The sequence below is a fragment of the Aeromicrobium sp. EU05-FHT14F07 genome, from assembly GCF_058790455.1.
Window position 1 is genome coordinate 67612 of record NZ_JBYTCR010000009.1, and the last position, 21888, is coordinate 89499.

Here is a 21888-nt window from a genome sequence, read left to right on the forward strand (position 1 = left end):
GGGCCGACGGTGCGGCCCGGCCGTCACTCCTGGTTCTGCGGGGGAAGTGCGGCGATGAAGGCGTGGTCCTTGTCGATCACGCCCATCTTCGCGGCACCGCCCGGCGAACCGAGGTCGTCGAAGAAGTTCACGTTCGCGTCGTAGTACTCCTTCCACTCCGACGGGGTGTCGTCCTCGTAGAAGATGGCCTCGACCGGGCACACCGGCTCGCAGGCACCGCAGTCGACGCACTCGTCGGGGTGGATGTAGAGCATCCGCTTGCCCTCGTAGATGCAGTCGACGGGACACTCGTCCACGCATGCGCGGTCCTTGACGTCCACACACGGCTGGGCGATCACGTAGGTCACGACGGCTCCTTCGACGGCAACGCTGGTCCGCCCTGGTCGGCGGCGGACCGTCCCAGTATCCCGCCTGCTCGACGGGGCGTCGTACTGAGGTATGCCTCATGAGACGGTGGCGTCGTGGCAGACCACCAGGACCTCCTCGGCCGACGGGTGACCGTGCGGCACCGGCTCGCCGACGGGAGCGCCACCGACGCCGTCGGTCGGGTCGTCGCGGTCGACGCAGCGGGCCTGGTCGTGCAGCGTCGCGACGGGTCCGAGACGTCCGTGGCCGCCGACCGGGTGGTCGCGCTCAAGGTGGTCCCCCTGCGCCCCGCCCGCAGCCGACGCGCGTCCGACGTCGACGTGGACGAGCTCGTCCGGGTCACCTCGCGCGGCTGGCCCGCCCCGGAGTCGGTGCCGCTCGGCGAGTGGGAGCTGCGGGCCGCGGGAGCCTTCACGGGCCGCGCGAACTCCGTCGCCGTCGTCGGCGACCCTGGTGTGCCGGACGCCGAGGCGTTCGCCGCCGTGCTCGACTTCTACACGTCCCGGGGCCTGGAGCCGCAGGCGCAGGTCGTCGTCGACTCCGTCTGGGAGCGCCGCTTCCTCGCGGCGGGGTGGACGGCGCGCACCGACTACCTCGGGGGCGCCGTCGTGCAGGTGGCCGACCTCCCGGACGCCCCGCAGCCGGACGACCGGGCGACCGTGACGGCACGGGCGTCGGACGCCTGGCTGTCCCGCTACGGCCGGGTCGACGACGTCGAGGCCGCACGGCGGGTGCTCGAGGGACCCCGCACCGTCGGCTTCGTCGAGCTCGTCGACGGCGATGTGCCGGCCGCAGCCGTCGGGCGGGTCGTGGTGACCGGCGAGTGGGCCGGCGTGGCCGCCGTCGAGACGCTGCCCGCGCACCGCAGACGCGGCCTCGCCGACGCCGTCGTGCGCACCAGCCTCGCGTGGGCGCACGAGCGCGGCGCCACCCGGGTCTACCTGCAGACCATGCCCGACAACCACGCGGCGCTGGCCCTGTACGCCCCGCACGGCTTCGTCACGCACCACCGGTACCGCTACCTCGTGCCCGCCTCCTGAGCTCCGCGGGCCGGTCCGGAGCGACCGGCCGGGCCGGCCCCCGCGCAGATGCGACGCGCTCGCCCGGCTCCCGGCACCCCACGGGGAGATGACGGGAGCCGGACGGGCGGACGTCAGCGCCGGACGACGCGGATGGTCAGCGGAGCCGTGGCCGACCCGGTGCGACGGTCACCGAGGTACTCCACGGTGAGCCGCTTGGTGCCGCTGCTGCGCATCGGACGCAGGCGCACCTCGGCGACACCGTCGCGCACCGTCGCCGCGCCGAGGACCGTCGAGCCGATCCGCACGCGCACGGTGCCACCGTCGGGCCGGAAGCCGTCGGCACTCACCCGGACCGGGACGACGGCCCGGGTGCGGCCGACGACGACCTTCCCGCGCGGCGCCGAGGCGCGCACGGTCGACCTGGCCTTGGTCACGGTGTGCTCCACCGTGACGTCGTCGGGCTCGACCCCGTCGTTGCCGGCGTAGAAGACCCCCAGCCGGTGGGTACCGGGCTCGAGCGCCGTGCCGTCGATGCGCACCTGCGCGGCGCCGGCGCGCAGCGAGCCGCGGCCGACGACAGTCGAGCCGGACACCACGTAGACGAGTCCCGACGCGGCTGGGTCGGCGGTGACCTCCAGCGTGGCGTCCGTCCCGAACGGGGTGGACCCGATGGTGGCGGCGAGGTCGGCCTCGGCCTTGAGCACCGTGATCCGGTACTCGCCCTCGAGCGCGCGGGTCTCGGTGTCGCCGGCGTACTCGACGCGCAGCACGTGCGTGCCGACACCGAGGTCCGTGGTGTCGAGCGGGATCGTCGCGCGGCCGCCGTCCAGGGTGGCCGTGCCGAGCTCGGTGTCACCGTCGCGCAGCGTCACCGTGCCCATGGGCACGACGCCCTCGAGCGAGGAGCGGACCTGCACGTCGACGTCGACCTCTCCGCCGAGGCGGCGGCTGCGGGGTCCGTCCACGACCACCTCGCCGTCGACCGGGGCGACGTCGAAGCCGACGAGCGTCGGGTCGTGGTCGCTGGAGCGGAACGGCGAGTCGTCGTAGAGGTTGGTGACGTTGTAGTTGAACCGGCTGTACTCGCGGGCGATCGCCTCGGGGGCGTTGATGCGCCACACGTCGGCGTCGCGGACCCGGCGTGCCGCCGAGGGCGAGGCGAAGACGTGGTCGAGCGAGCCGAGCAGGCCGCCGAACTGGTAGGTGTCCTCGTCGCTGAGCTCGTCGGTGACGTTCGTGAACCCGGCCTCCTCCAGGACCACCATCGGGTCCTCCTTGGCGTAGGAGTTGAAGTCGCCCGCCAGGAGCACACGGTCGGTCCCGGTGGCCTTCTCGACCTCCTCGGTGAACGCCACCAGGGCGCGTGCCTGACGGATGCGGTCCGGGTTGGACGCCCCCTGGCCGTCGCGCTGGTCGGCGTTCTCCCCGGTGCCCGAGCCCTTGGACTTGAAGTGGTTGGCGATCACCACGAAGTCGCTGCCGGCCACGCCCTTGGCGCGGAACTCCTGCGCGAGCGGGGCGCGGGCGTTGCTGAACGCGGCGTCGTCGGCGATGCGGGCCTCACCGGCCGTCTCCACGGTCGCGGTGCGGTAGATGAACGCCGGACGGATCACGTCCTCGCCCGTGCGGGGGACGACGCTCGGCGAGGCCGCTCCGGCCCAGGTCCCGGCGCCTGCGTCGGCGTTGAGCGCCTCGACGAGCGTCGTCAGCGCCGTGTCGCGAGGCTGGCCCAAGGTCGCGGAGTTCTCCAGCTCCTGCAGGGACACGACGTCGGCGTCGAGGGCGTTGATCGCCTTGACGATCTTGACCTGCTGGCGCGCCAGGCTGGCGTCGTTCGCCGCACCGCGCGGACCGTTGTTGGTGCACGTGTTGTTCGTGATCGGCGTGCCGGTGCGGTCGGTGTAATAGGTGCAGGTCCCGCGGCCGGAGGCGACGTACTTCTCGCCGGTGGTCGGGAAGTAGTTCAGCACGTTGAAGGACGCCAGCTTCAGCTCGCCCTTCACGGGCTCGGGCGTGCGCTCCTGCGCGCGCGTCGCGCCGAAGGTGGCCGGTGCGTCGGCGACCCCGGTGAGGCGGGTCGTGGGCTGCAGCTTCCAGCCGAAGCGGAAGTCCAGCACCACGGGGGCCACGAAGGTCGCCGGAGCTCCCTGCCGGACCTCGTTGTCGGCGGTCAGCCACGGCAGCGGCACGTCCTTGCTGCCGTTGACGTAGTTGACGCTCGCGCCGTCGTCCAGGGTGACCAGCCGGCGGGCGTTGTCGGCCACCAGGTCGGTGTAGGCCTGGGTGCGCGGACGGACGACGTCGGTCGGCTGGCGCAGCGGCTCCGTGCCGGCTGCGAGACCCACCTCGCCGAAGGTGTTCGTCGCGAAGTTGTTGGTGACCGTGTAGTCGCCCTGAGGCGCCACGAGCATCCCCTCGAGCGACTCTCGCTGCGCCTCGTCGAGCGGGAACGCGACCTGGGCGGCCTTCGGGGCGACGGCCGGCTCGGTGAGCACGCTCCAGCCCCCGGCCGGGACGGCCAGCTGGGTCAGCCCGCTGCTCTCCTGCACGGTGCCCGTCACCTGCAGGTGGTCCCCGATCTCGACGTCGTCGGCCAGGGCGGCCGAGGCGACGAACAGCCCGGTGGAGGCCCGGTGGGTGGCGAGGTCGACGTCGCCGGTGCCCTCGGTCTGCAGGTAGGCACCGTCGAAGCCGCCGTCGGGGTAGACCGCGGTCACGACGCCGCGAGTGGTGGCCCGCTGGCCGACGACCGGGCTGGCGGACCCCGTGCCCTGGATCTCCGCGATCGGGACGACGGGCGTCGGCTCCACCGGCGCGGGCGCGGTGTCGCACGCCGTGCCGCAGGCGGTGGGCGTGGGCGTGACGGCCGTGAGATCGGCCTTGTTGTCGTTCGTGTCGGCGCCACCGGTGCGCCCGACGGCGGAGGTGAGGCCCGTCCCGGACGCCGGTGCCGAGCCCTCGAACGTGAGGGAGCTGCCGTACCCCACGAGGTCGACCACCGACGCGTCCGCGAGCACGGCGGACGGGGCCCCGGTGAGCGGCGTCGCGGAGCGCGAGAGCGCGATCGTCCCACCGCCGCCTGCGAAGGCCACGGTCGAGGAGACGTCGGGGTCCGGGAGGTTCGCACCCGGGTTGGTGGAGGCGTTGTTGCTGTTGGCTCCCACCAGCAGCGTGCCGCCGGCGGGGACCGTGTGGTCACCGAGCGGGATCACGCCCGTGAAGCCGGCCGAGCTGCTCGCCGAGCGGTACTGGACGGACCAGCCCGCGACGTCGACGGCCTTGGCTGTCGGGTTGTGCACCTCGACGTACTTGTTCTTGAACGACGCCCCGCTGGAGCCGCCGTTGACGTAGACCTCGTCGATCACGAGGTGGTCGGCCGGCACCGCCTGGGCTGCCGGCGCTGCGGCGAGCGCGCCGGCGGCCAGGCCGCCGGCCAGGGCGAGCCGCAGTGCACGCGAGAAGGGTGATCTGGACACAGGTGTCTCCTGGTTCGAGGGATGCTGACGACGGCCGCCGGTCAGCGGGAGCGGACCGTGAGCGTGGCGCGGCCCGTCGACGGCTTCGCGAGATCGTTGCCGGCGTAGGAGACCGTCAGGGTCCTGCGGCCGGTGCTCGTGAACGGACGCAGGGTCACCGACGCCTTGCCGTCGCGCAGCTCGCCGCGACCGACGACCTTCGAACCGACACGCACCACGATCGCGCCGCCGTCGGCGGTGAAGCCGGCGGTGCGGACGGAGACCGCCACCGTGGCCTTGCCGCGGTTGCGGACGACGCTCGTCGGCCGCACGGACGCCGAGGTGGCGGAGGCCGCCTTGGTGATCGTCACCGTGACCGGGACCTTCACCGGCTCGAAGTCGGCGCTGCCGTTGAAGTACACCTCGAGCGTGTGCTCGCCGGGCCGCAGGGCGGTCCGGTCGAGGCTGACGCGTCCCGAGCCGTCGGCGATCGTGCCGACGCCGACGACGGTGCCGTCCGACGTGGAGGCGAAGACGAGGCCGCGGGCGTCGTCGTCGCTGCTCAGCTCGATCACGGACGAGGTGCCGTAGGGCGTGGCGGCCGGCGGAGTCACGGCGAGGCTCACGACGCCCTTGGCGAGGTCGACGGCAGCCGTCGTCGTCGACGTGGCGTGGTCGTCGTCGCCGGCGTAGACGATCTCGACCGTGGTGGTGCCGATCGGCAGGCTGGACGTGTCGGCCTCGATGGTGGCCTTCCCGTCGGACAGCGTCGCGGTGCCGAGGACCGTGCCGTCGTGCTCGGCACGGACCTCCCCCGTGGGCTGCGTGCCGGTGGCCGAGGCCACGTCGACCGTCAGCTCGACGGGTGCGCCGCGGCGCGGGTTCGCCTCGACGCCGACCTCGGCGGACGTGGCCGCCTTCTCGACGACCACGGTGACCGTGCCGGTCGCGGAGGGCAGGTCGGTGTCGCCCGCGTAGCCGACCTCGAGCTCGTGCGAGCCGGCGCCGAGACGCTCGGTGTCGATGCTGACGTCGGCGCGACCCTCTGCGTCGAGTGTGCCCGTGCCGAGCACGGTGTCGCCGTCACGGACCTCCACGGCGCCGGTGGGCGCGGCACCCGGGGCGCCGACCGTCACGGCGACGGTCGCGTCCTCGCCGAAGGCGACCGTGGAGGCCTCGGCCTTCACCGAGGCGCCCTGGATGGAGATCGGGACCGTCGCGAGCGTGCCGCTGCGCGACGCGCGGACCTCCAGGACGAGGTCGCCGGCGACCTTGCTGGGCAGGCGGCCGGCGATGGTGACCGCACCGTTGGCGACGGCGCGGGCACCGAGGTTCGCGACGACTCGGTCGCCGTCGAGCAGACGCGCCGACACCGAGCGGTTGGCGGGGCTGCCCGAGGACGTGAGGTCCAGACGCGGCAGCGTGATCTCGTAGGCGCCACCCGCGCGGTAGGACGCCTGCAGACCGCGCAGCTCGACGGCGTGGCGCGCGAACGACGGCGACACGGGCTGGTTCCTCGACAGGTACGTCGTCCAGGCGTCGAGATCGGCCAGGCCGGTGTCACGACGCGCGCCCGAGGCGAAGGCGCGGAAGTTGTCGCCACCGGAGGCCAGGAAGCTCGGCACCGCGACGGTGTAGGTGCGCTCGGGGACGACCTTCTCGCCGTCCACCCACAGGGAGGTGATCCGGTCGCCCTCAGGCCGCGTGGCGTCGAACGTGTAGCGGACGTTGTCGGAGGTGCCGAGCTGCAGGTAGGCGCGGCTCGGGACGGTGCCCGCCGCGGTGCGCTGCCACTGCTGCTCGAAGACCGTCTTCAGCTGCGAGCCGTCGAGGTCGACGACGAAGAGGCTGTTGGCGAAGGGCAGCACGGAGACCGCCTCGCCGAAGGTGACGACACCGTCGGTGTTGGTGCCGCCGGTGCCCGCGAACTCGAGGTCGTCGCGCAGGCCGCCGGGGTTGACGATGCCGAGGTCGACGTCACGGCCGACGGCCGTCCTGGACACCTCGGAGCGGTACATCTCGGCCACGAGGTTGCCGAGCGTGGACTCGTTGGCGCGGTCGTCGCGCTTCGCACCACCGTCGGCGTAGCCCGCCGTGGTGATGTCCTCGGTGACCTCGCCGACCGGACGACGGCCGACCTCGGTCGCGTTGGCGAGGGCGGCGTCGGTGATCCGGGCGACCTCGGCCACCCGCGGGTAGGTGGCGACGAGCGTCTCGTTGGCCGTCGTGAGGCGGGCGACGTTCGACTGGGTGTGCCCGGTGACCGCACCGGTGGCGGGGTCGACGGTCAGCTGGACCCGGCCGACGTTCTCGCCGTAGCTGCCGGTCTGCACCACCGGTCGGGTGCCGGAGCGCCCGGGGATCGGCGCCTCCCACGCGTAGGTCTGGTGGGTGTGCCCGTTGAAGATGGCGTCGACGTCGGGATCGGTCTTGGCGACGATGTCGGCGAAGGCGCCACCCTTGGCGAGCTCGCTCTCGAGGGTGCCGCCTGCGGTGGTGCCGCTCTGGGCACCCTCGTGGTAGCTGGCGACGATGACGTCGGGGGCGTCGGTCAGGCCCTCGAGGCGCTCGACCTCGGTGTTCACGGCCTCGACCGGGTCCGTGAAGCGCAGGCCGGCGATGCCGTCGGGCGAGACGAGTGCCGGGGTCTCCTGGGTGACCGCGCCGACGACGGCCACGTCGAGGCCGCCGACCTCGAAGGTGGCCGACGGCGGGAGCACCGGTCGACCGGTGGAGGCGTCGACGACGTTGGCCGCGAGGTGGGGGAAGTCCGACCGGTCCGCCACACGACCGAGGAGGTCGGCGGCACCTCGGTCGAACTCGTGGTTGCCGACGGTGGAGGTGTCCAGGTCCAGCGCGTTCAGCACGTCGAGGGTCGGCCCGTCCTGCTGCACCTGTGACGGGAACAGCGAGGCGCCGATGTCGTCGCCGGAGGAGATGAACAGGGTGTTGTCCTCGCCGCCCTGCGCACGGAGCTGCTCGACCGTGCCGGCGAACTTGACCGTGTTGGCGTCGAGGCGACCGTGGAAGTCGTTGATGTCGAGCACCTGGATGGTGACGGGGTCGGCCGCGGAGGCCGGGACGGCGCCGAGCACCGAGGTGGCGGTGACCGCCGCGAGCGTGGCGGCGGCGCAGCGCAGGACGTTCTTCACAGGGGATCCTTCGACGTTCGGACGGGCAGGCCTATCTGAGAAGGTCGAGGCGTCCCTGGGGGACCGTCGAGGCGACGTCCGGGTGAACCGCAGACATCGGGTCGGGGCCAGGGCCGCGCGTGGCGGTCCGGCCCGTCGTGGTGCCGTCGGTCCCCCCGCACCCTTCGGCGCCGGACCAATGGAGGAATCTCACCCGAAGCCCCAGCCCGCGTCAATGGCGTGGCAGGTTGCGATCAGGTGACGAAGCCCCGGGCGGGCCAGGTCGACCGCCCAGGCGTCCGGACGGCCTAGGATCGTGGACCGTGCGTGAGCGTCGGGACGTCCGGGTGGGGGGCCGCGTGGTGGTCGTGGCCGGACCGTCGGGCGTCGGGAAGTCCCACCTGGCCCAGGTGCTCGGGTGGGCCGTCCTGCGGCTCGACGACTTCTACCGCGACGGGGACGACCCTCGCCTCCCCCGGTCCACCCTCGGGATCCCGGACTGGGACGACCCCGCGTCGTGGGACGCCGTGGCGGCCGTCGGGACGATCGCCGAGCTGTGCGCCGCCGGGGAGGCCGACGTGCCGGTCTACGACATCGCGGCCAGCCGGAGGACGGGGACGCAGCACCTCGAGGTCGGCGAGCGGTTCATCGCCGAGGGCCTGTTCGCCCCTGTCGTGGTGACCGCGTGCCGCGACGCCGGGCTGCTCGACCAGGCGATCTGCCTGCGGCGGCACCGGCTCGTCACGTTCGCGCTGCGTCTCGCGCGCGACCTCCGCGAGGGCCGCAAGAGCCCGTGGGTGCTCGTGCGACGCGGCTGGCGGCTGAAGAACGAGGACGACCGGATCGTCGCCGAGGCGGTGGCCGCGGGCTGCACCCCGATGACCCCGCGCCAGGCGCGGCGGGTGCTGCGCCGCTCGCCCACCCCACGTTTCGGAACGTCATCACCCCTTTTCTCGAGGAGAAAGGGCGATGACGTTCCGAAACGCGGGGACTAGCGGGGACTAGAGGGCGGCGTAGCGCGGTTTGATGACGTCGTCGATCAGCGCGAGACGTTCGTCGAACGGCAGGAAGGCGCTCTTCATGGCGTTGACCGTGAACCAGCGCAGGTCGTCGGCGCCGTACCCGAAGGCGTCGACGAGCAGCTGCATCTCCCGGCTCATGGACGTGCCGCTCATCAGCCGGTTGTCGCAGTTGACCGTCACCCGGAAGCCGAGCTCCTTGAGCAGGCCGATCGGGTGGTCCGCGATGGAGCGCATGCCCGGGACCGCCGACGTCTGCAGGTTCGACGAGGGGCACATCTCCAGCGGGATGCGCCGGTCGCGCACGTAGGCGGCGAGCAGGCCCAGCCGGGGTCCGCCCTCGGCCGCAAGGTCGATGTCGTCGATGATGCGCACGCCGTGGCCCAGCCGGTCGGCGCCGCAGCGCTGGATGGCCTGCCAGATGGACGGCAGGCCGAACGCCTCGCCGGCGTGGATGGTGAAGTGGGCGTTCTCGCGGCGCAGGTACTCGAACGCCTCGAGGTGCAGGATGGGCGGGAAGCCGTCCTCGGCCCCCGCGATGTCGAAACCGCACACGCCCCGGTCGCGGTACTCGACGACGAGCTCCGCGATCTCGAGTCCGTGCTGCGCGTGCCGCATCGCCGTGAGCAGCTGCCCCACGACGATCGGGGTGCCCTCGGCAGCCGCCTCGGCGCGCCCCTCGTCGATGCCGGCCTGCACGGCCTCGACCGTCTCGGCGAGGGTCATGCCGCCCTGGAGGTGCTGCTCGGGCGCCCAGCGCAGCTCGGCGTAGACGACGCCGTCGGCGGCGAGGTCGAGCACCGACTCGCGGGCCACGCGGGCGAGGTCCTGCGGACGCTGCATGACCGCCACCGTGTGCTCGAACGTCTCGAGGTAGCGCGGGAGGGAGCCTGAGCTGGCGGCGTCGGCGAACCACATGCCGAGCCGGTCCGGCGGGGCGGGCAGCGGGTGCCCGACCTCCTGCGCGATCTCGGCGACGGTCGACGGGCGGACGCCGCCGTCGAGGTGTTCGTGGAGCGCCACCTTCGGGGCGCGGCGGATCTGGTCGGCGGTCAGGCTCACGCGCACATCGTGGCACGCCTCCGGGAGCGACCCGGGAGTACCTCACCGGGACGGCAGCGACGGCGAGATGACCATGCACACGCGAGGTGGCAGACTTCATGGGTCCGCGGCCACCCCCGCGCCCGCCCGACGACCCTCACCCCGCGTCGCACCGTCTCACCCGGAGGCCACCCATGAGCCCGACGTCCACCCCGACCGGCAGCACCGACGCTGCCGCGCTGCGCGCCGCGATGGGTCTCGGCGGCACCGACAACGCGGCGCTGCGCACCTTCCTCGACGGGCTGCCCGCCGTCGACCCCGTCGGCGTCGAGGCCCGCGCGACCCAGCTCGCGACCCGCTCGATCAAGAAGGACACCAAGCGCGCCCTCATCGACCTGGCCATCTCGATGGTCGACCTGACCACGCTCGAGGGCGCCGACACCCCCGGCAAGGTGCGCAACCTGTGCCGCAAGGCCGTGCAGCCCGACCGGGAGGTCGCGGGGACTCCCTCGACCGCGGCCGTCTGCGTCTACCCCGACATGGTGGCCGTGGCCGCCGAGGCCGTGGCCGGCACGGGCGTCAAGGTCGCGTCGGTGGCCACCGCGTTCCCCGCCGGCCGGTCGTCGCTGGAGGTCAAGCTCGCGGACACCCGGCTCGCCGTCGAGGCCGGTGCCGACGAGGTCGACATGGTGATCGACCGCGGCGCGTTCCTGGCCGGCGACTACGCCACCGTGTTCGAGCAGGTCGTCGCCGTGAAGGAGGCCTGCGGGGACGCTCGGCTGAAGGTGATCCTCGAGACCGGCGAGCTCGCCACGTACGACCACGTGCGCCGCGCGTCGTGGCTCGCGCTGCTGGCCGGCGGCGACTTCATCAAGACCTCCACCGGCAAGATCGCGCCCGCTGCCACGCTGCCCGTCACCCACGTGATGCTGCAGGCGGTGCGCGACCTCTTCGACCTCACCGGCGTGCAGCGCGCGGTGAAGCCCGCCGGCGGCATCCGCACCACGAAGGACGCCATCGCCTACCTCGTCGCCGTGCACGAGGTCGCCGGGCCGCAGTGGCTCGACCCGCACTGGTTCCGCTTCGGCGCCTCGGGCGTCGTCAACGACCTGCTGCTGCAGCGCCGCACCCAGACCCAGGGCCACTACAGCGGCCCCCGCTACGTCAGCGTCGACTGACCCCGTCGACCGACACCACCGAAGGACCCACCCATGGACCTCACCTACGCACCGGCCCTGGAGTCGGCCGCCCTCGCGGGGATCAAGCCGCGCTACCAGCTGTTCCTCGACGGCGCGTTCGTCGATGGCGGCGGCGACGACCTGACCTCCGTCAACCCCGCCACCGGCGAGACCCTCACCACCGTCAGCACCGCGTCCGCGGCCGACGTCGACCGGGCGGTGGCCGCCGCCCGCCGCGCCTACGACGGCCCCTGGTCGCGCATGGGCGGAGCGGAGCGCGGCAAGTACCTGTTCCGCATCGCCCGTGCGATCGCGGAGCGCTCCCGCGAGCTGGCCGTCGCCGAGACCCTCGACAACGGCAAGCCGATCCGCGAGACCCGCGACTTCGACGTGCCCACCGCGGCACAGCACTTCTTCCACCACGCCGGCTGGGCCGACAAGCTCGGCCACCTCGGGCTCGGACCCGCGCCGCGTCCCCTCGGCGTGGCCGGTCAGGTGATCCCCTGGAACTTCCCGCTGCTCATGGCGGCATGGAAGATCGCCCCCGCCCTGGCCGCCGGCAACACCGTCGTGCTGAAGCCTGCGGAGACCACGCCCGTCACCGCGCTGATCCTCGCGGAGATCCTCGCCGACGCCGACCTGCCGCCCGGCGTCGTCAACATCCTCCCCGGAGCCGGCGACGTCGGCAGCGCCATCGTCAACCACGACGGCGTCGACAAGGTCGCGTTCACGGGTTCCACGCCGGTGGGCAAGCGCATCCAGTCCGAGCTCGCGGGCACTGGCAAGAAGCTGACTCTCGAGCTCGGCGGCAAGGGCGCGAACATCGTGTTCGCGGACGCCGCGATCGACCAGGCCGTCGAGGGGATCGTCTCGGGCATCTTCTTCAACCAGGGCCAGGTGTGCTGCGCCGGCTCGCGGCTGCTCGTGCAGGAGTCGGTGGCCGAGGAGGTCGTCGAGAAGCTCAAGAGGCGGATCGAGACGCTGCGCGTCGGCGAGCCGCTCGACAAGAACACCGACGTCGGGGCGCTCAACAGCCAGATGCAGTACGACAAGGTGACCGGGTTGGTCGAGGTCGGCGCGCAGGAGGGCGCCGGTGTCTGGACGAGCAGCTGCACGCTGCCGGAGCGGGGCTGGTTCGTGGCGCCCACCGTGTTCACGGACGCGACCGCGTCGATGCGGGTGGCGCGCGAGGAGATCTTCGGCCCCGTGCTCACCACCCTGACCTTCCGCACGCCCGAGGAGGCGCTCGCGAAGGCCAACAACACGCCCTACGGGCTGTCGGCCGGCGTCTGGACCGAGAAGGGGTCGCGCGCGATGGGCATGGCCGCGGGTCTGAAGGCCGGGGTCGTCTGGGACAACACGTTCAACAAGTTCGACCCGACCGCCTCCTTCGGCGGCTACGGCGAGTCCGGCTTCGGCCGCGAGGGTGGCACGGCCGGCATGGCCGCCTACCTCGACACCGACGACGAGGGAGCGTTCTGATGGCACGTCTGGCGGTCGCGAAGACCTACAAGCTCTACCTCGGCGGCGCGTTCCCGCGCTCGGAGTCCGGCCGCACGTACCAGGTGCACGACACGAAGGGTTCGCTCATGGCCAACGCCGCGCTCGCCTCCCGCAAGGACGCCCGCAACGCCGTCGTCGCCGCCCGGTCGGGCCTGGCGAAGTGGGCCGGGGCGACGCCCTACAACCGCGGGCAGGTGCTCTACCGCGTCGCCGAGATGCTCGAGTCGCGCCGGGCCGACGTCGTCGAGCTCATCGTGCAGAGCCGGGGCGTGAAGGCCGCCGAGGCGCGCGCCGAGGTCGACGCGGCGGTCGACCGGATCGTGCACTACGCCGGCTGGACCGACAAGCTGTCGGCCGTCTTCGGTGGCGCGAACGCGGTGTCGGGCCCCTACTTCAGCTACTCGGCTCCCGAGCCGACGGGCGTCGTCGCGGTGGCCGCGTCGTCCGCGTCGCCCCTGCTGCCCCTGGTAGGTGCCGTGCTGCCGGTGCTGGCGGGCGGCAACACGGCCGTCGTCGTCGCGTCGCAGGCCGACCCGACGGTGGCGGTGACGTTCGCGGAGGTGCTGGCGACCAGCGACGTCCCCGCGGGCGTCGTCAACCTGCTGACCGGCGACCAGGCCGAGATCATGCCCTGGCTCGCCAGCCACGGCGACGTCAACGGCCTCGACCTGACCGGCGTGCCCGCAGACCAGCGCGTCGCCCTGGAGCGCGCGGCCGCCGACACGGTGAAGCGCGTCTACTCCCCACGAGCACGGTCGGGTGGGGGCGAGCCCGACGTCACCGCCGCCCCCGGCACCGCCCGCCTCCGCGCCTTCCTCGAGACCAAGACCGTCTGGCACCCCGTCGGCGCGGTCTCCCTGGCCGGCGGGTCGGCGTACTGACCCCGTGACCCGCGTTCTGTGCGGTTGACGACGATCTCTCATCGAACTTTCGTCATCGTCTCCACACAGCGCGGGGTGGGTGGGGGCTGTAGGGGGCCTGGGGTTGCTGGTGCGGTGACGTAGGGGGTCTTGTCCTGCTGGTGCGTCGCCGTAGGGGGTCTCGTCTTGCTGGTGCGCTGCCTCGGCTCGCGCTCGGGGTGGTCTCCGAAAGGGCCTCGACCGGGCGGCTGGGCGGGGCGCTCGTCTGGGGTCTCGGGCTGCGGCCCGCGTGGGACGCAGGATTCTGCGTTCGTGCGTTGGGGTTCGAAGGATGCTGCGTTTGCTACGGGATCCCGTCGTGAACGCAGAGGCGTTCGGTCTGGTTCGCGTGAAGGCAGAATCTTGGGTGCCCTTTGGGTTGGGGGGACGAAGGATTCTTCCTTCTCGTGGACCGTTCCACGAGAAGGAAGAATCCTTCACACGCCTCGCCCCTCGTCGGTGGATCTGCCACCTGTAGAGCGCTCAGAAGGTGGCGCATCCACCGCCGGCACGCGCAAACGCAGAACCTTGCGTCCACAGCGCGAGCCACACCCCGAGAACCCAGACCAGGTCGCGCCCAGCCGCCCGGTCGAGGCCCTTTCGGAGACCACCCCCAGCGAAGGCCGAGGCAGCGCACCAGCAACCCCAGACCCCCTGCGGCAGCGCACCAGCAAGACGAGACCCCCTACGGCAGCGCACCACCAGGACGAGACCACCTACGGCAGCGCACCACCAGGACGAGACCACCCGCGACAGCGCACCACCGAGCCGAGACCCCCGCAGGCGCTGCTCAGCCGGACTGGCTGCCCGCCTCGATGAGGACGGTGACGGTCTCGGCGACGCAGGCGGGCTTGTCCTGACCCTTGATCTCGATCTGGTGGCGGAGGGTGACCTGCTGGCCGCGGTCGGTGTCGTGGACGTCGACGACGCTGACGCGGTTGCGGATCTTCGAGCCGACCTTCACGGGGGTCATGAAGCGGACCTTGTTGAGGCCGTAGTTGACCCGCGCGACGTCGCCGGCGAAGGCGTACACCTGGGCGCCGAGGAAGGGAAGCATCGACAGCGTCAGGTAGCCGTGCGCGATGGTCGCGCCGAAGGGGCCCTGCGCGGCGCGCTCGGGGTCGACGTGGATCCACTGGCGGTCACCGGTCGCGTCGGCGAAGAGGTCGATCCGCTCCTGGGAGACCTGCACCCACTCGCTCACGCCGAGCTCGGTCCCCACCGACTCGGCGACCTCCTGCCGGTCGTTCAGCACACGCATGTCTCGACCCTAGGCCATCGTCACTCGACGCGACCCAGCACGACGTCGCGCGGGACGAACGGTCCGGAGCCGATCTCGGCAGCGCCGTCGAGCGCCTCCAGCGCACGCTCGAAGCGCTCGGGCGTGTCGGTGTGCAGCGTCATCAGCGGTGCACCGGCGCGCACCTCGTCGCCCGGCTTGGCGTGCAGCTCGACGCCCGCGCCGGCCTGCACGTCCTCACCGGGGCGCGACCGGCCGGCGCCGAGACGCCAGGCGGCGATGCCGACGGCGAAGGCGTCGAGCGACGTGAGCACACCGTCAGCCTGCGCCGTCACGACGTGCGTCTCGCGGGCAGTCGGCAGCGGCGCGTCCGGGTCGCCGTCCTGCGCGACGATCATCCGCCGCCAGGCGTCCATCGCGCGCCCGTCGGCGAGCGCGTCGGCGGGGTCGACGTCGCCACGACCAGCGGCGGCCAGCATCTCGCGGGCGAGCGCGAGCGTCAGGTCCACGACGTCCGACGGTCCCCCGCCCGCCAGCACCTCGACCGACTCGCGCACCTCCAGGGCGTTGCCGGCGGTCAGGCCCAGCGGGGTCGACATGTCGGTCAGCAGAGCGACGGTCGTGACACCCGCGTCGGTGCCGAGCGCGACCATGGTCTCGGCCAGCTCCCGGGCGCGCGACTCGTCCTTCATGAACGCACCGGACCCGACCTTGACGTCGAGCACGAGCGCGCCGGTGCCCTCGGCGATCTTCTTGCTCATGATCGAGCTGGCGATGAGCGGGATCGCCTCCACGGTGCCCGTGACGTCGCGCAGCGCGTAGAGCTTCTTGTCGGCGGGAGCGAGCCCCGAGCCGGCCGCGCAGATCACGGCGCCGACGTCCTCGAGCTGGGCGAACATCTCCTCGTTGCTCAGCGCCGCGCGCCAGCCGGGGATCGACTCGAGCTTGTCGAGCGTGCCGCCCGTGTGCCCGAGGCCTCGTCCCGACAGCTGCGGCACCGCGACGCCGCAGGCAGCCACGAGCGGGGCGAGCGGCAGCGTGATCTTGTCGCCGACGCCGCCCGTGGAGTGCTTGTCGGCCGTGGGCCGGCTGAGGGAGGAGAAGTCCATGCGCTCGCCGCTGGCGATCATGGCGCCGGTCCAGCGGGAGATCTCGTCGCGGTCCATCCCGTTGAGCAGGATCGCCATGGCGAGCGCCGACATCTGCTCCGGGGCGACGACGCCGCGCGTGTAGGCGTCGACGACCCAGTCGATCTGTGCGTCGGTGAGCCGGTGCCGGTCGCGCTTGGCAGCGATGACGGCGGGGGCGTCGAACGGTTCGGTCACAGGGTCACCTCGAGGGACTCGTAGCCGCGCAGCACCCACGTGGGGCGGCGCGGGGCGGCGCCGTGCAGCGCGATGGTCGGGAAGCGGTCGAGCAGCCGGCGCACGGTGATCTCCAGCTCCACGCGGGCGAGGGGTGCGCCCAGGCAGAAGTGCAGGCCCATGCCGAAGCCGACGTGCGGGTTGGGGTCGCGGCCGACGTCGAAGGTGTCGGCTCGCTCGAACGCGGCGGGGTCGCGGTTGGCCGAGCCCATGAGGCAGGCGACGGTCTCGCCCGCGCGCACGGTGACACCGGCGACGTCGACGTCCTTCGTGGCGGTGCGCTCGAACATCTGCAGCGGGGCGTCGAAGCGGATGAGCTCCTCCAGCGCGGTGGCCGCGCTGACCTCGCCGCCCGCCACCCGGGCCTGCTGGTCGGGGTGGGAGAGCAGCGCGTGCATGCCGTTGCCGAACACGTTCACCGACGCCTCGTGGCCCGCGTTGAGCAGCAGCACCACGGTCGCGACGAGCTCGTCGTCGGAGAAGCCCTTCCCCTGCTCCCTCTCGGCCAGCAGGTCGCTGACGAGGTCCTCGCCCGGCTCGGCCCGGCGCAGCGCGACCACGTCGCGCACGTACGCGGCGAACTCGCTGCTCGCCCGCACCGCTGCCGCCCGCACGTCGTCGCCGACGCCCTGCTCGTACATGTGCACGATGGCCTGCGACCAGTCGCGCAGGCGCTCGTGGTCCTCACGCGGCACGCCCAGCAGGTCGGCGATGACGAACACCGGCATCGGCTCCGCGTAGCGGGCGAGCAGGTCGACGGGACGTCCGTCCCGCAGGTCGGCCTCGAGGTCGTCGAGCATGGCGTCGGCGAGGGTCTCGATGCGCGGACCCATCCGCTCGACGTGACCGCGCGCGAACGCTCCGGCGAGGAGCCGCCGCATGCGGGTGTGCTCGGGCGGCTCGTTCTCCATGAGCTGGTTGCGGTGGAGCGTGTTGAAGGGCTCCATCTGCTCCGCCGGTTCCCAGTCGGTCCACAGCCTGCCCAGGGCGCGGTTGCGCAGCACAGCACCGACGGCGGCGTGGGTGGTGGCCACCCAGCGCCCCTCGCCGCTGCGTAGCATCGCTCCGGCGGCCCGCCACTGTGCGAGCAGCGGGTACGGGTCGTCGAGGAGTGCGGGGTCGGTGAGGTCGGGTGCGGGCAGGTCGAGCGCTGCGCTCACGCGGGGTTCTCCTGGTCGGAGGCGGACGGGTCGTCGAGGTGGGTGCCGTCGAGGTCGCTGCTGTCGAAGGCGTCCGGCAGCACCTGGTCCATCGTGACCACGCCGCGGGCGGTCAGCAGCTGCATGGTCGGGCCGCCGTTCTCCCACAGGAGCTGTCGGCAGCGGCCGCAGGGCATGAGGGGACGGCCCTGTCCGTCGACGCACGCGACGGCCCGCAGACGTCCGCCGCCGGTCGCGTGCAGGGCCGAGACCATGCCGCACTCCGCGCACAGGGCGACGCCGTACGCGGCGTTCTCGACGTTGCAGCCGAGCACGACACGACCGTCGTCGACGAGCCCGGCCACGCCGACCTTGTACTGCGAGTAGGGCGCGTAGGCCCGCTGCATCACCTCGGTGGCGTACCGGGTGAGCGCGTCCCAGTCGACGGGGTCGTCGGCGGTGCTGATGCCGAGCCCGAACGAGCCGGCCACTATCCCGCACTCCCCTTGCGGTACGGCTTGCCGTCCGCGGCCGGCATCCGCAGGCGCTGCGAGAACAGGGCGAGCACCAGGAGGGTGGTCAGGTACGGCGTCATGCCGGTCAGGTCCTCCGGCACCGAGCTGGTGAGGAAGTACCAGAGCGCCACGACGACGCCGAGCAGCGCGGCGACCAGCGCGGACCGACGGCCGTGCTGGCGCCACTGCCACACCGCGAGCGCGACGAGGCCGACGGCCACGAGCAGCAGCAGGCCGTGGATCGTGTCGCCACCGCCGCGCAGGCGCAACGTGTCGGTGTAGCCGAACAGGCCCGCGCCGGCCAGCAGCCCGCCCGGACGCCAGTTGCCGAAGATCATGGCGGCCAGGCCGATGTAGCCTCGTCCGCCGGTCTGGCCGTCGCGGAAACCGTTGGCCGCGACCAGCGCAAGGAACCCGCCGGCGAGGCCGGCGAAGGCGCCGGACGTGACGACGGCGACGAACTTGTAGCGGATGACGTCGATGCCGAGCGACTCGGCCGCCGCCGGGCTCTCGCCGACCGACCGCAGGCGCAGGCCGAACCGGGTGCGCCACAGGACGTACCAGGTGAGCGCGAACAGGGCCAACGAGATCAACGTCAGGACGCTGAGGTTCGAGACGAGGGCACGCAGGAGCGCTGCCGCGTCGGAGACCAGGAACCAGTTCTTCGCCTCGAGGTCACCGAGCGGGTCGGCGAGCGCGCTGATCGTGATCGCCGGGAGGTCGTCGACGCGCGGCGACTGCGTCTGACCGCCTCCGGGGACGCCGGTGAACGCCAGGACGGCCAGGTACTGGACGGCACCGAGGGAGATGATGTTGATGGCGACGCCGGAGACGATGTGGTCGACGCCGAACAGGACCGTCGCGATCGCGTGCAGCAGCCCGCCCGCGGCACCCAGGAGGATCGCGCCGAGCACGCCCTGCCACGGCCCGTAGAAGTAGCCGAAGTACCCGGCACCGAACGTGCCGAGGATCATCATGCCCTCGAGGCCGATGTTGACGACGCCCGCGCGCTCGGCCCAGAGGCCGCCGAGACCGGCCAGGCCGATGGGCACGGCGGCGACCAGCGTCGCGCGCAGGGTGCCCGACGACGCGAGGTCGTCGGCGCCGGTGACGACGCGCAGCACCGCCATCAGGACGAGCAGTCCTGCCAGGCCGAGCAGCACCTTGGCGAACGAGACACGGGAGCGGCCCGCGGCGGCGGTCGGCGCCCCGCCGACCGGAGGAGTCGCGACGCTCATCCCGTGACCTCCTTGCTCGTGGAGCCTGTTCGTCGCTCCGCGTCGAGGGCGGCGGCGACCTGGCGCTGCTCGAGGCGCACCCCGTAGCGGCGCACCACCTCGTACGCGATGACGACCGTCAGCACGATGACACCCTGCGTGATCTTGACGATGTCGGGCGACACGTCCTGCACGATCTGCAGCGGGTTGGACTGCTCGTCGAGGAAGGCGAACAGCAGCGCGCCGAGGGCGATGCCGACGGGGTGGTTGCGTCCGAGCAGCGCGATCGCGATGCCGGCGAAGCCCAGCCCGGACTGGAAGGTCGAGCCGTAGGCGAACGCCTCGCCGAACAGGATCGGCAGGCCCACCAGGCCGGCGGCGGCGCCGGAGAGCAGCATCGAGACGAGGATCATCTTCTTGACGTCGATGCCGGACGCCACGGCGGCGGTCTCCGAGAGCCCGGTCGCCCGCAGGTCGAAGCCGAACCGGGTCTTGTTGATGACGAGCCAGTACACGACGCCGACGACGATCGCGATGAACACGAAGCCGTACACCTGGTTCGGCGCGCCGGGGAAGAGCGTGAAGCCGGGGATGCGGCTGCCCTCCGGGATCTCCTTCGTCGCGGTGATGTTCGAGCCGGGGTCGTCGACGGCCGCCTTGCGCAGCAGGAAGGCGACGAGGGCCGTGGCGATGGCGTTGAGCATGATCGTCGAGATCACCTCCGAGACGCCACGGGTCACGCGGAGCAGGCCCGCGATGCCAGCCCAGGCGGCACCCACGAGCATCGCGGCCAGGATGGCGGCGGCCGTGTTGAGCCAGCCCGGCAGCCACGCCTCGCCGGCCACGACCGCCGCGGCGAACGACGCCACGCGGTACTGGCCGTCGACGCCGATGTTGAAGAGGTTCATCCGGAAGCCGATGGCCACCGCGACGCCCGACAGGTAGTAGACGGTGGCGCTGTTGACGATGTTCGTCAGGCCGCGGGCTTCGGGGATGCTGAGGATCTGCCCCCACACCCCGCCGACGGAGTCGCCGGCCACCACGAGCACGAGGCTCGTGATCAGGAAGGCCGCCACGAGGGCGAGCGCGGGTGCCGCGAGCGCGAGGCCGAGGCGCTTGAGTCGCTGGTCGGTCATGCGACGTCTCCTGCTGCGTCGTCGCCGGCGCCGGTCATGGCGGAGCCGAGCTGCTGGGGGGTCACGGTCGCCGGGTCGAACGCGCCGGGGACGAGACGGCCGCGCAGGATGACGCGGATGGTGTCGGACAGGCCGATGAGCTCGTCGAGGTCGGCGGAGATGAGCAGCACCGCCAGGCCGTCGCGTCGGGCCCGCTTGATGTGGTCCCAGATCGCGGCCTGGGCGCCGACGTCGACGCCGCGCGTCGGGTGGGCGGCGACGAGCAGGCTCGGCTCACCGGTCATCTCACGACCGATGATGAGCTTCTGCTGGTTGCCACCCGACAGCGCCCTGGCCAGCACGTCGATGCCGGGCGTGCGGACGTCGTACTCCTCGACGATGCGCTGGGTGTCGGTGCGCGCGCCCTTGCGGTCGATGAACGGCCCCGAGACGTTGGGCTCGCGTGTCTGGTGGCCGAGCACCCGGTTCTCCCAGAGCGGCGCGTCGAGCAGCAGCGCGTGACGGTGCCGGTCCTCGGGGATGTAGCCGATGCCGGCCTCCCGGCGTCGGCGCGTCGACAGCCCGCCGAGGTCGGCACCGAAGAGGCGCACGGAGCCGGTGGCACCGGGCCGCATGCCCATGATCGCCTCGACGAGCTCCGCCTGACCGTTGCCCTCGACACCGGCCACGCCGAGGATCTCGCCACGGTGGATGGTCAGGTCGACGTCGGACAGCAGCGGACGGCCGCCGGTGCCGGCGAGCCCGGCCGTCGGTGCGGGCAGCGTCAGGTCGCGGACCTCGAGGACGGGCTGGTCCGTCACGGTCGACGTCTCGGTGCTGGGGCTCGGCAGCTCGGAGCCGACCATCAGCTCGGCCAGCTGGCGCGAGGTGACGCCGGCGGCGGGGCGGGTGTCGACGGTCGTGCCACGGCGCACGACCGTGACCGTGTCCGCGACCGACAGCACCTCGTCGAGCTTGTGGGAGATGAAGATGACCGCGAGGCCCTCGGCCTTCAGCTCGCGCAGGTTGTCGAAGAGCTCGTCGACCTCCTGCGGGACCAGCACGGCCGTCGGCTCGTCGAGGATGATCACCGACGCGCCGCGGTAGAGCACCTTGAGGATCTCGATGCGCTGGCGTGCGCCGACGCCGAGGTCCTCGACGAGCACGTCGGGGTCGACGTCGAGGCCGTACGCCTCGGACAGGCGCCGGATCTCCGCGCGCGCCGCGTCGCCGATGCCGTGCAGCTTCTCGGCACCCAGCACGACGTTCTCGAGCACCGTGAAGTTGTCGGCCAGCATGAAGTGCTGGAAGACCATGCCCACGCCGGCGCCGATCGCGTCCGACGGGGAGCCCAGGTCGACGGGGCGGCCGTGGATCTCGATCGTCCCGGAGTCCGGCTTCTGGACGCCGTAGAGGATCTTCATGAGCGTCGACTTGCCGGCGCCGTTCTCGCCGACGATGGCGTGCACGGTGCCGCGGCGGACGTCGATGTCGATGTCGTGGTTGGCGATGACGCCCGGGAACGTCTTGCCGATGCCCCGCAGCCGGACGACGACGTCGCCGGTCTCGGGGTTCGTGGTGCCGTCGGGGACGGACGTGGTCACGCAGCACTCCTCTGCGGAGGGCCCGACCGTCGGCCGGGCGAGGGGGAGCAGGGGTCGAACAGGTCGGACGAACGGCTCAC

Annotated in this window: 16 protein-coding genes; 5 read left to right on the forward strand and 11 right to left on the reverse strand. The window is 72.5% G+C overall.

The genetic code is table 11. The annotated features are described in order from the left end of the window. Positions 1–23: 23 nt before the first annotated feature. On the reverse strand, positions 24–347 hold the full coding sequence (gene fdxA, locus AC3WRM_RS09970) for a ferredoxin (RefSeq protein WP_067855044.1): 324 nt from the start codon (positions 345–347) through the stop codon (positions 24–26). Between the two features lie 114 nt (positions 348–461). Here fdxA and AC3WRM_RS09975 point away from each other — a divergent pair, with 114 nt between their 5' ends. Beyond that, on the forward strand, positions 462–1406 hold the full coding sequence (locus AC3WRM_RS09975) for a GNAT family N-acetyltransferase (protein WP_492248181.1): 945 nt from the start codon (positions 462–464) through the stop codon (positions 1404–1406). Between the two features lie 113 nt (positions 1407–1519). Here the strand turns inward: AC3WRM_RS09975 and AC3WRM_RS09980 are convergent, their stop codons facing one another. Both AC3WRM_RS09980 and AC3WRM_RS09985 read right to left on the reverse strand, forming a co-directional pair. Then, positions 1520–4864, reverse strand: coding sequence for an ExeM/NucH family extracellular endonuclease (locus AC3WRM_RS09980; protein WP_492248180.1), 3345 nt, complete (start codon positions 4862–4864; stop codon positions 1520–1522). A gap of 41 nt (positions 4865–4905) precedes the next feature. Further along, on the reverse strand, positions 4906–7995 hold the full coding sequence (locus AC3WRM_RS09985) for an Ig-like domain repeat protein (protein ID WP_492248179.1): 3090 nt from the start codon (positions 7993–7995) through the stop codon (positions 4906–4908). 302 nt (positions 7996–8297) lie between these two features. On the opposite strand from AC3WRM_RS09985, the gene AC3WRM_RS09990 reads away from it, so the two are divergent. Then, on the forward strand, positions 8298–8969 hold the full coding sequence (locus AC3WRM_RS09990; protein ID WP_492248178.1) for an ATP-binding protein: 672 nt from the start codon (positions 8298–8300) through the stop codon (positions 8967–8969). Positions 8970–8975: 6 nt separating this feature from the next. On the opposite strand, the gene AC3WRM_RS09995 is transcribed toward AC3WRM_RS09990, so the two are convergent. Further along, a complete protein-coding gene (locus AC3WRM_RS09995) occupies positions 8976–10055 on the reverse strand; it encodes an adenosine deaminase (RefSeq protein ID WP_492248177.1) in 1080 nt (359 codons plus the stop codon). Positions 10056–10228: 173 nt separating this feature from the next. Between AC3WRM_RS09995 and deoC the strand changes: the two genes are divergently transcribed. The 3 genes from deoC to AC3WRM_RS10010 are packed head-to-tail and all read left to right on the forward strand — an operon-like array spanning position 10229 to position 13596. Then, entirely contained in the window at positions 10229–11212 is a 984-nt protein-coding gene (deoC, locus tag AC3WRM_RS10000; RefSeq protein WP_492248176.1) for a deoxyribose-phosphate aldolase, read from the forward strand. A 33-nt stretch (positions 11213–11245) separates the two neighbouring features. After that, positions 11246–12694, forward strand: coding sequence for an aldehyde dehydrogenase family protein (locus AC3WRM_RS10005; protein ID WP_492248175.1), 1449 nt, complete (start codon positions 11246–11248; stop codon positions 12692–12694). Beyond that, positions 12694–13596: an aldehyde dehydrogenase family protein gene (locus tag AC3WRM_RS10010; protein WP_492248174.1), complete on the forward strand. Its 903-nt coding sequence runs from the start codon at positions 12694–12696 to the stop codon at positions 13594–13596. The genes AC3WRM_RS10005 and AC3WRM_RS10010 overlap by 1 nt, the downstream gene beginning before the upstream one ends. An 808-nt stretch (positions 13597–14404) precedes the next feature. On the opposite strand, the gene AC3WRM_RS10015 is transcribed toward AC3WRM_RS10010, so the two are convergent. Genes AC3WRM_RS10015 through AC3WRM_RS10045 form a run of 7 tightly spaced genes read right to left on the reverse strand, consistent with a single transcriptional unit; the run spans position 14405 to position 21808 of the window. Further along, positions 14405–14875: a MaoC family dehydratase gene (locus AC3WRM_RS10015; RefSeq protein WP_492248173.1), complete on the reverse strand. Its 471-nt coding sequence runs from the start codon at positions 14873–14875 to the stop codon at positions 14405–14407. A gap of 20 nt (positions 14876–14895) precedes the next feature. Continuing rightward, positions 14896–16179: a thymidine phosphorylase gene (locus AC3WRM_RS10020; protein ID WP_492248172.1), complete on the reverse strand. Its 1284-nt coding sequence runs from the start codon at positions 16177–16179 to the stop codon at positions 14896–14898. Then, positions 16176–17378: a cytochrome P450 gene (locus AC3WRM_RS10025; protein ID WP_492248171.1), complete on the reverse strand. Its 1203-nt coding sequence runs from the start codon at positions 17376–17378 to the stop codon at positions 16176–16178. The genes AC3WRM_RS10020 and AC3WRM_RS10025 overlap by 4 nt, the downstream gene beginning before the upstream one ends. Continuing rightward, entirely contained in the window at positions 17375–17848 is a 474-nt protein-coding gene (locus AC3WRM_RS10030) for a cytidine deaminase (RefSeq protein ID WP_492248170.1), read from the reverse strand. The genes AC3WRM_RS10025 and AC3WRM_RS10030 overlap by 4 nt, the downstream gene beginning before the upstream one ends. After that, positions 17848–19110 carry an ABC transporter permease gene (locus tag AC3WRM_RS10035; RefSeq protein WP_492248169.1) on the reverse strand — a complete coding sequence of 421 codons (1263 nt, stop codon included), beginning with the start codon at positions 19108–19110 and terminating at the stop codon, positions 17848–17850. Before AC3WRM_RS10035 ends, AC3WRM_RS10030 begins: the two co-directional genes overlap by 1 nt. After that, complete coding sequence (locus tag AC3WRM_RS10040) at positions 19107–20225, reverse strand: ABC transporter permease (RefSeq protein ID WP_492248168.1); 1119 nt, start codon at positions 20223–20225, stop codon at positions 19107–19109. Before AC3WRM_RS10040 ends, AC3WRM_RS10035 begins: the two co-directional genes overlap by 4 nt. Then, complete coding sequence (locus AC3WRM_RS10045) at positions 20222–21808, reverse strand: ABC transporter ATP-binding protein (protein ID WP_492248167.1); 1587 nt, start codon at positions 21806–21808, stop codon at positions 20222–20224. The genes AC3WRM_RS10040 and AC3WRM_RS10045 overlap by 4 nt, the downstream gene beginning before the upstream one ends. Positions 21809–21888: the final 80 nt, after the last annotated feature.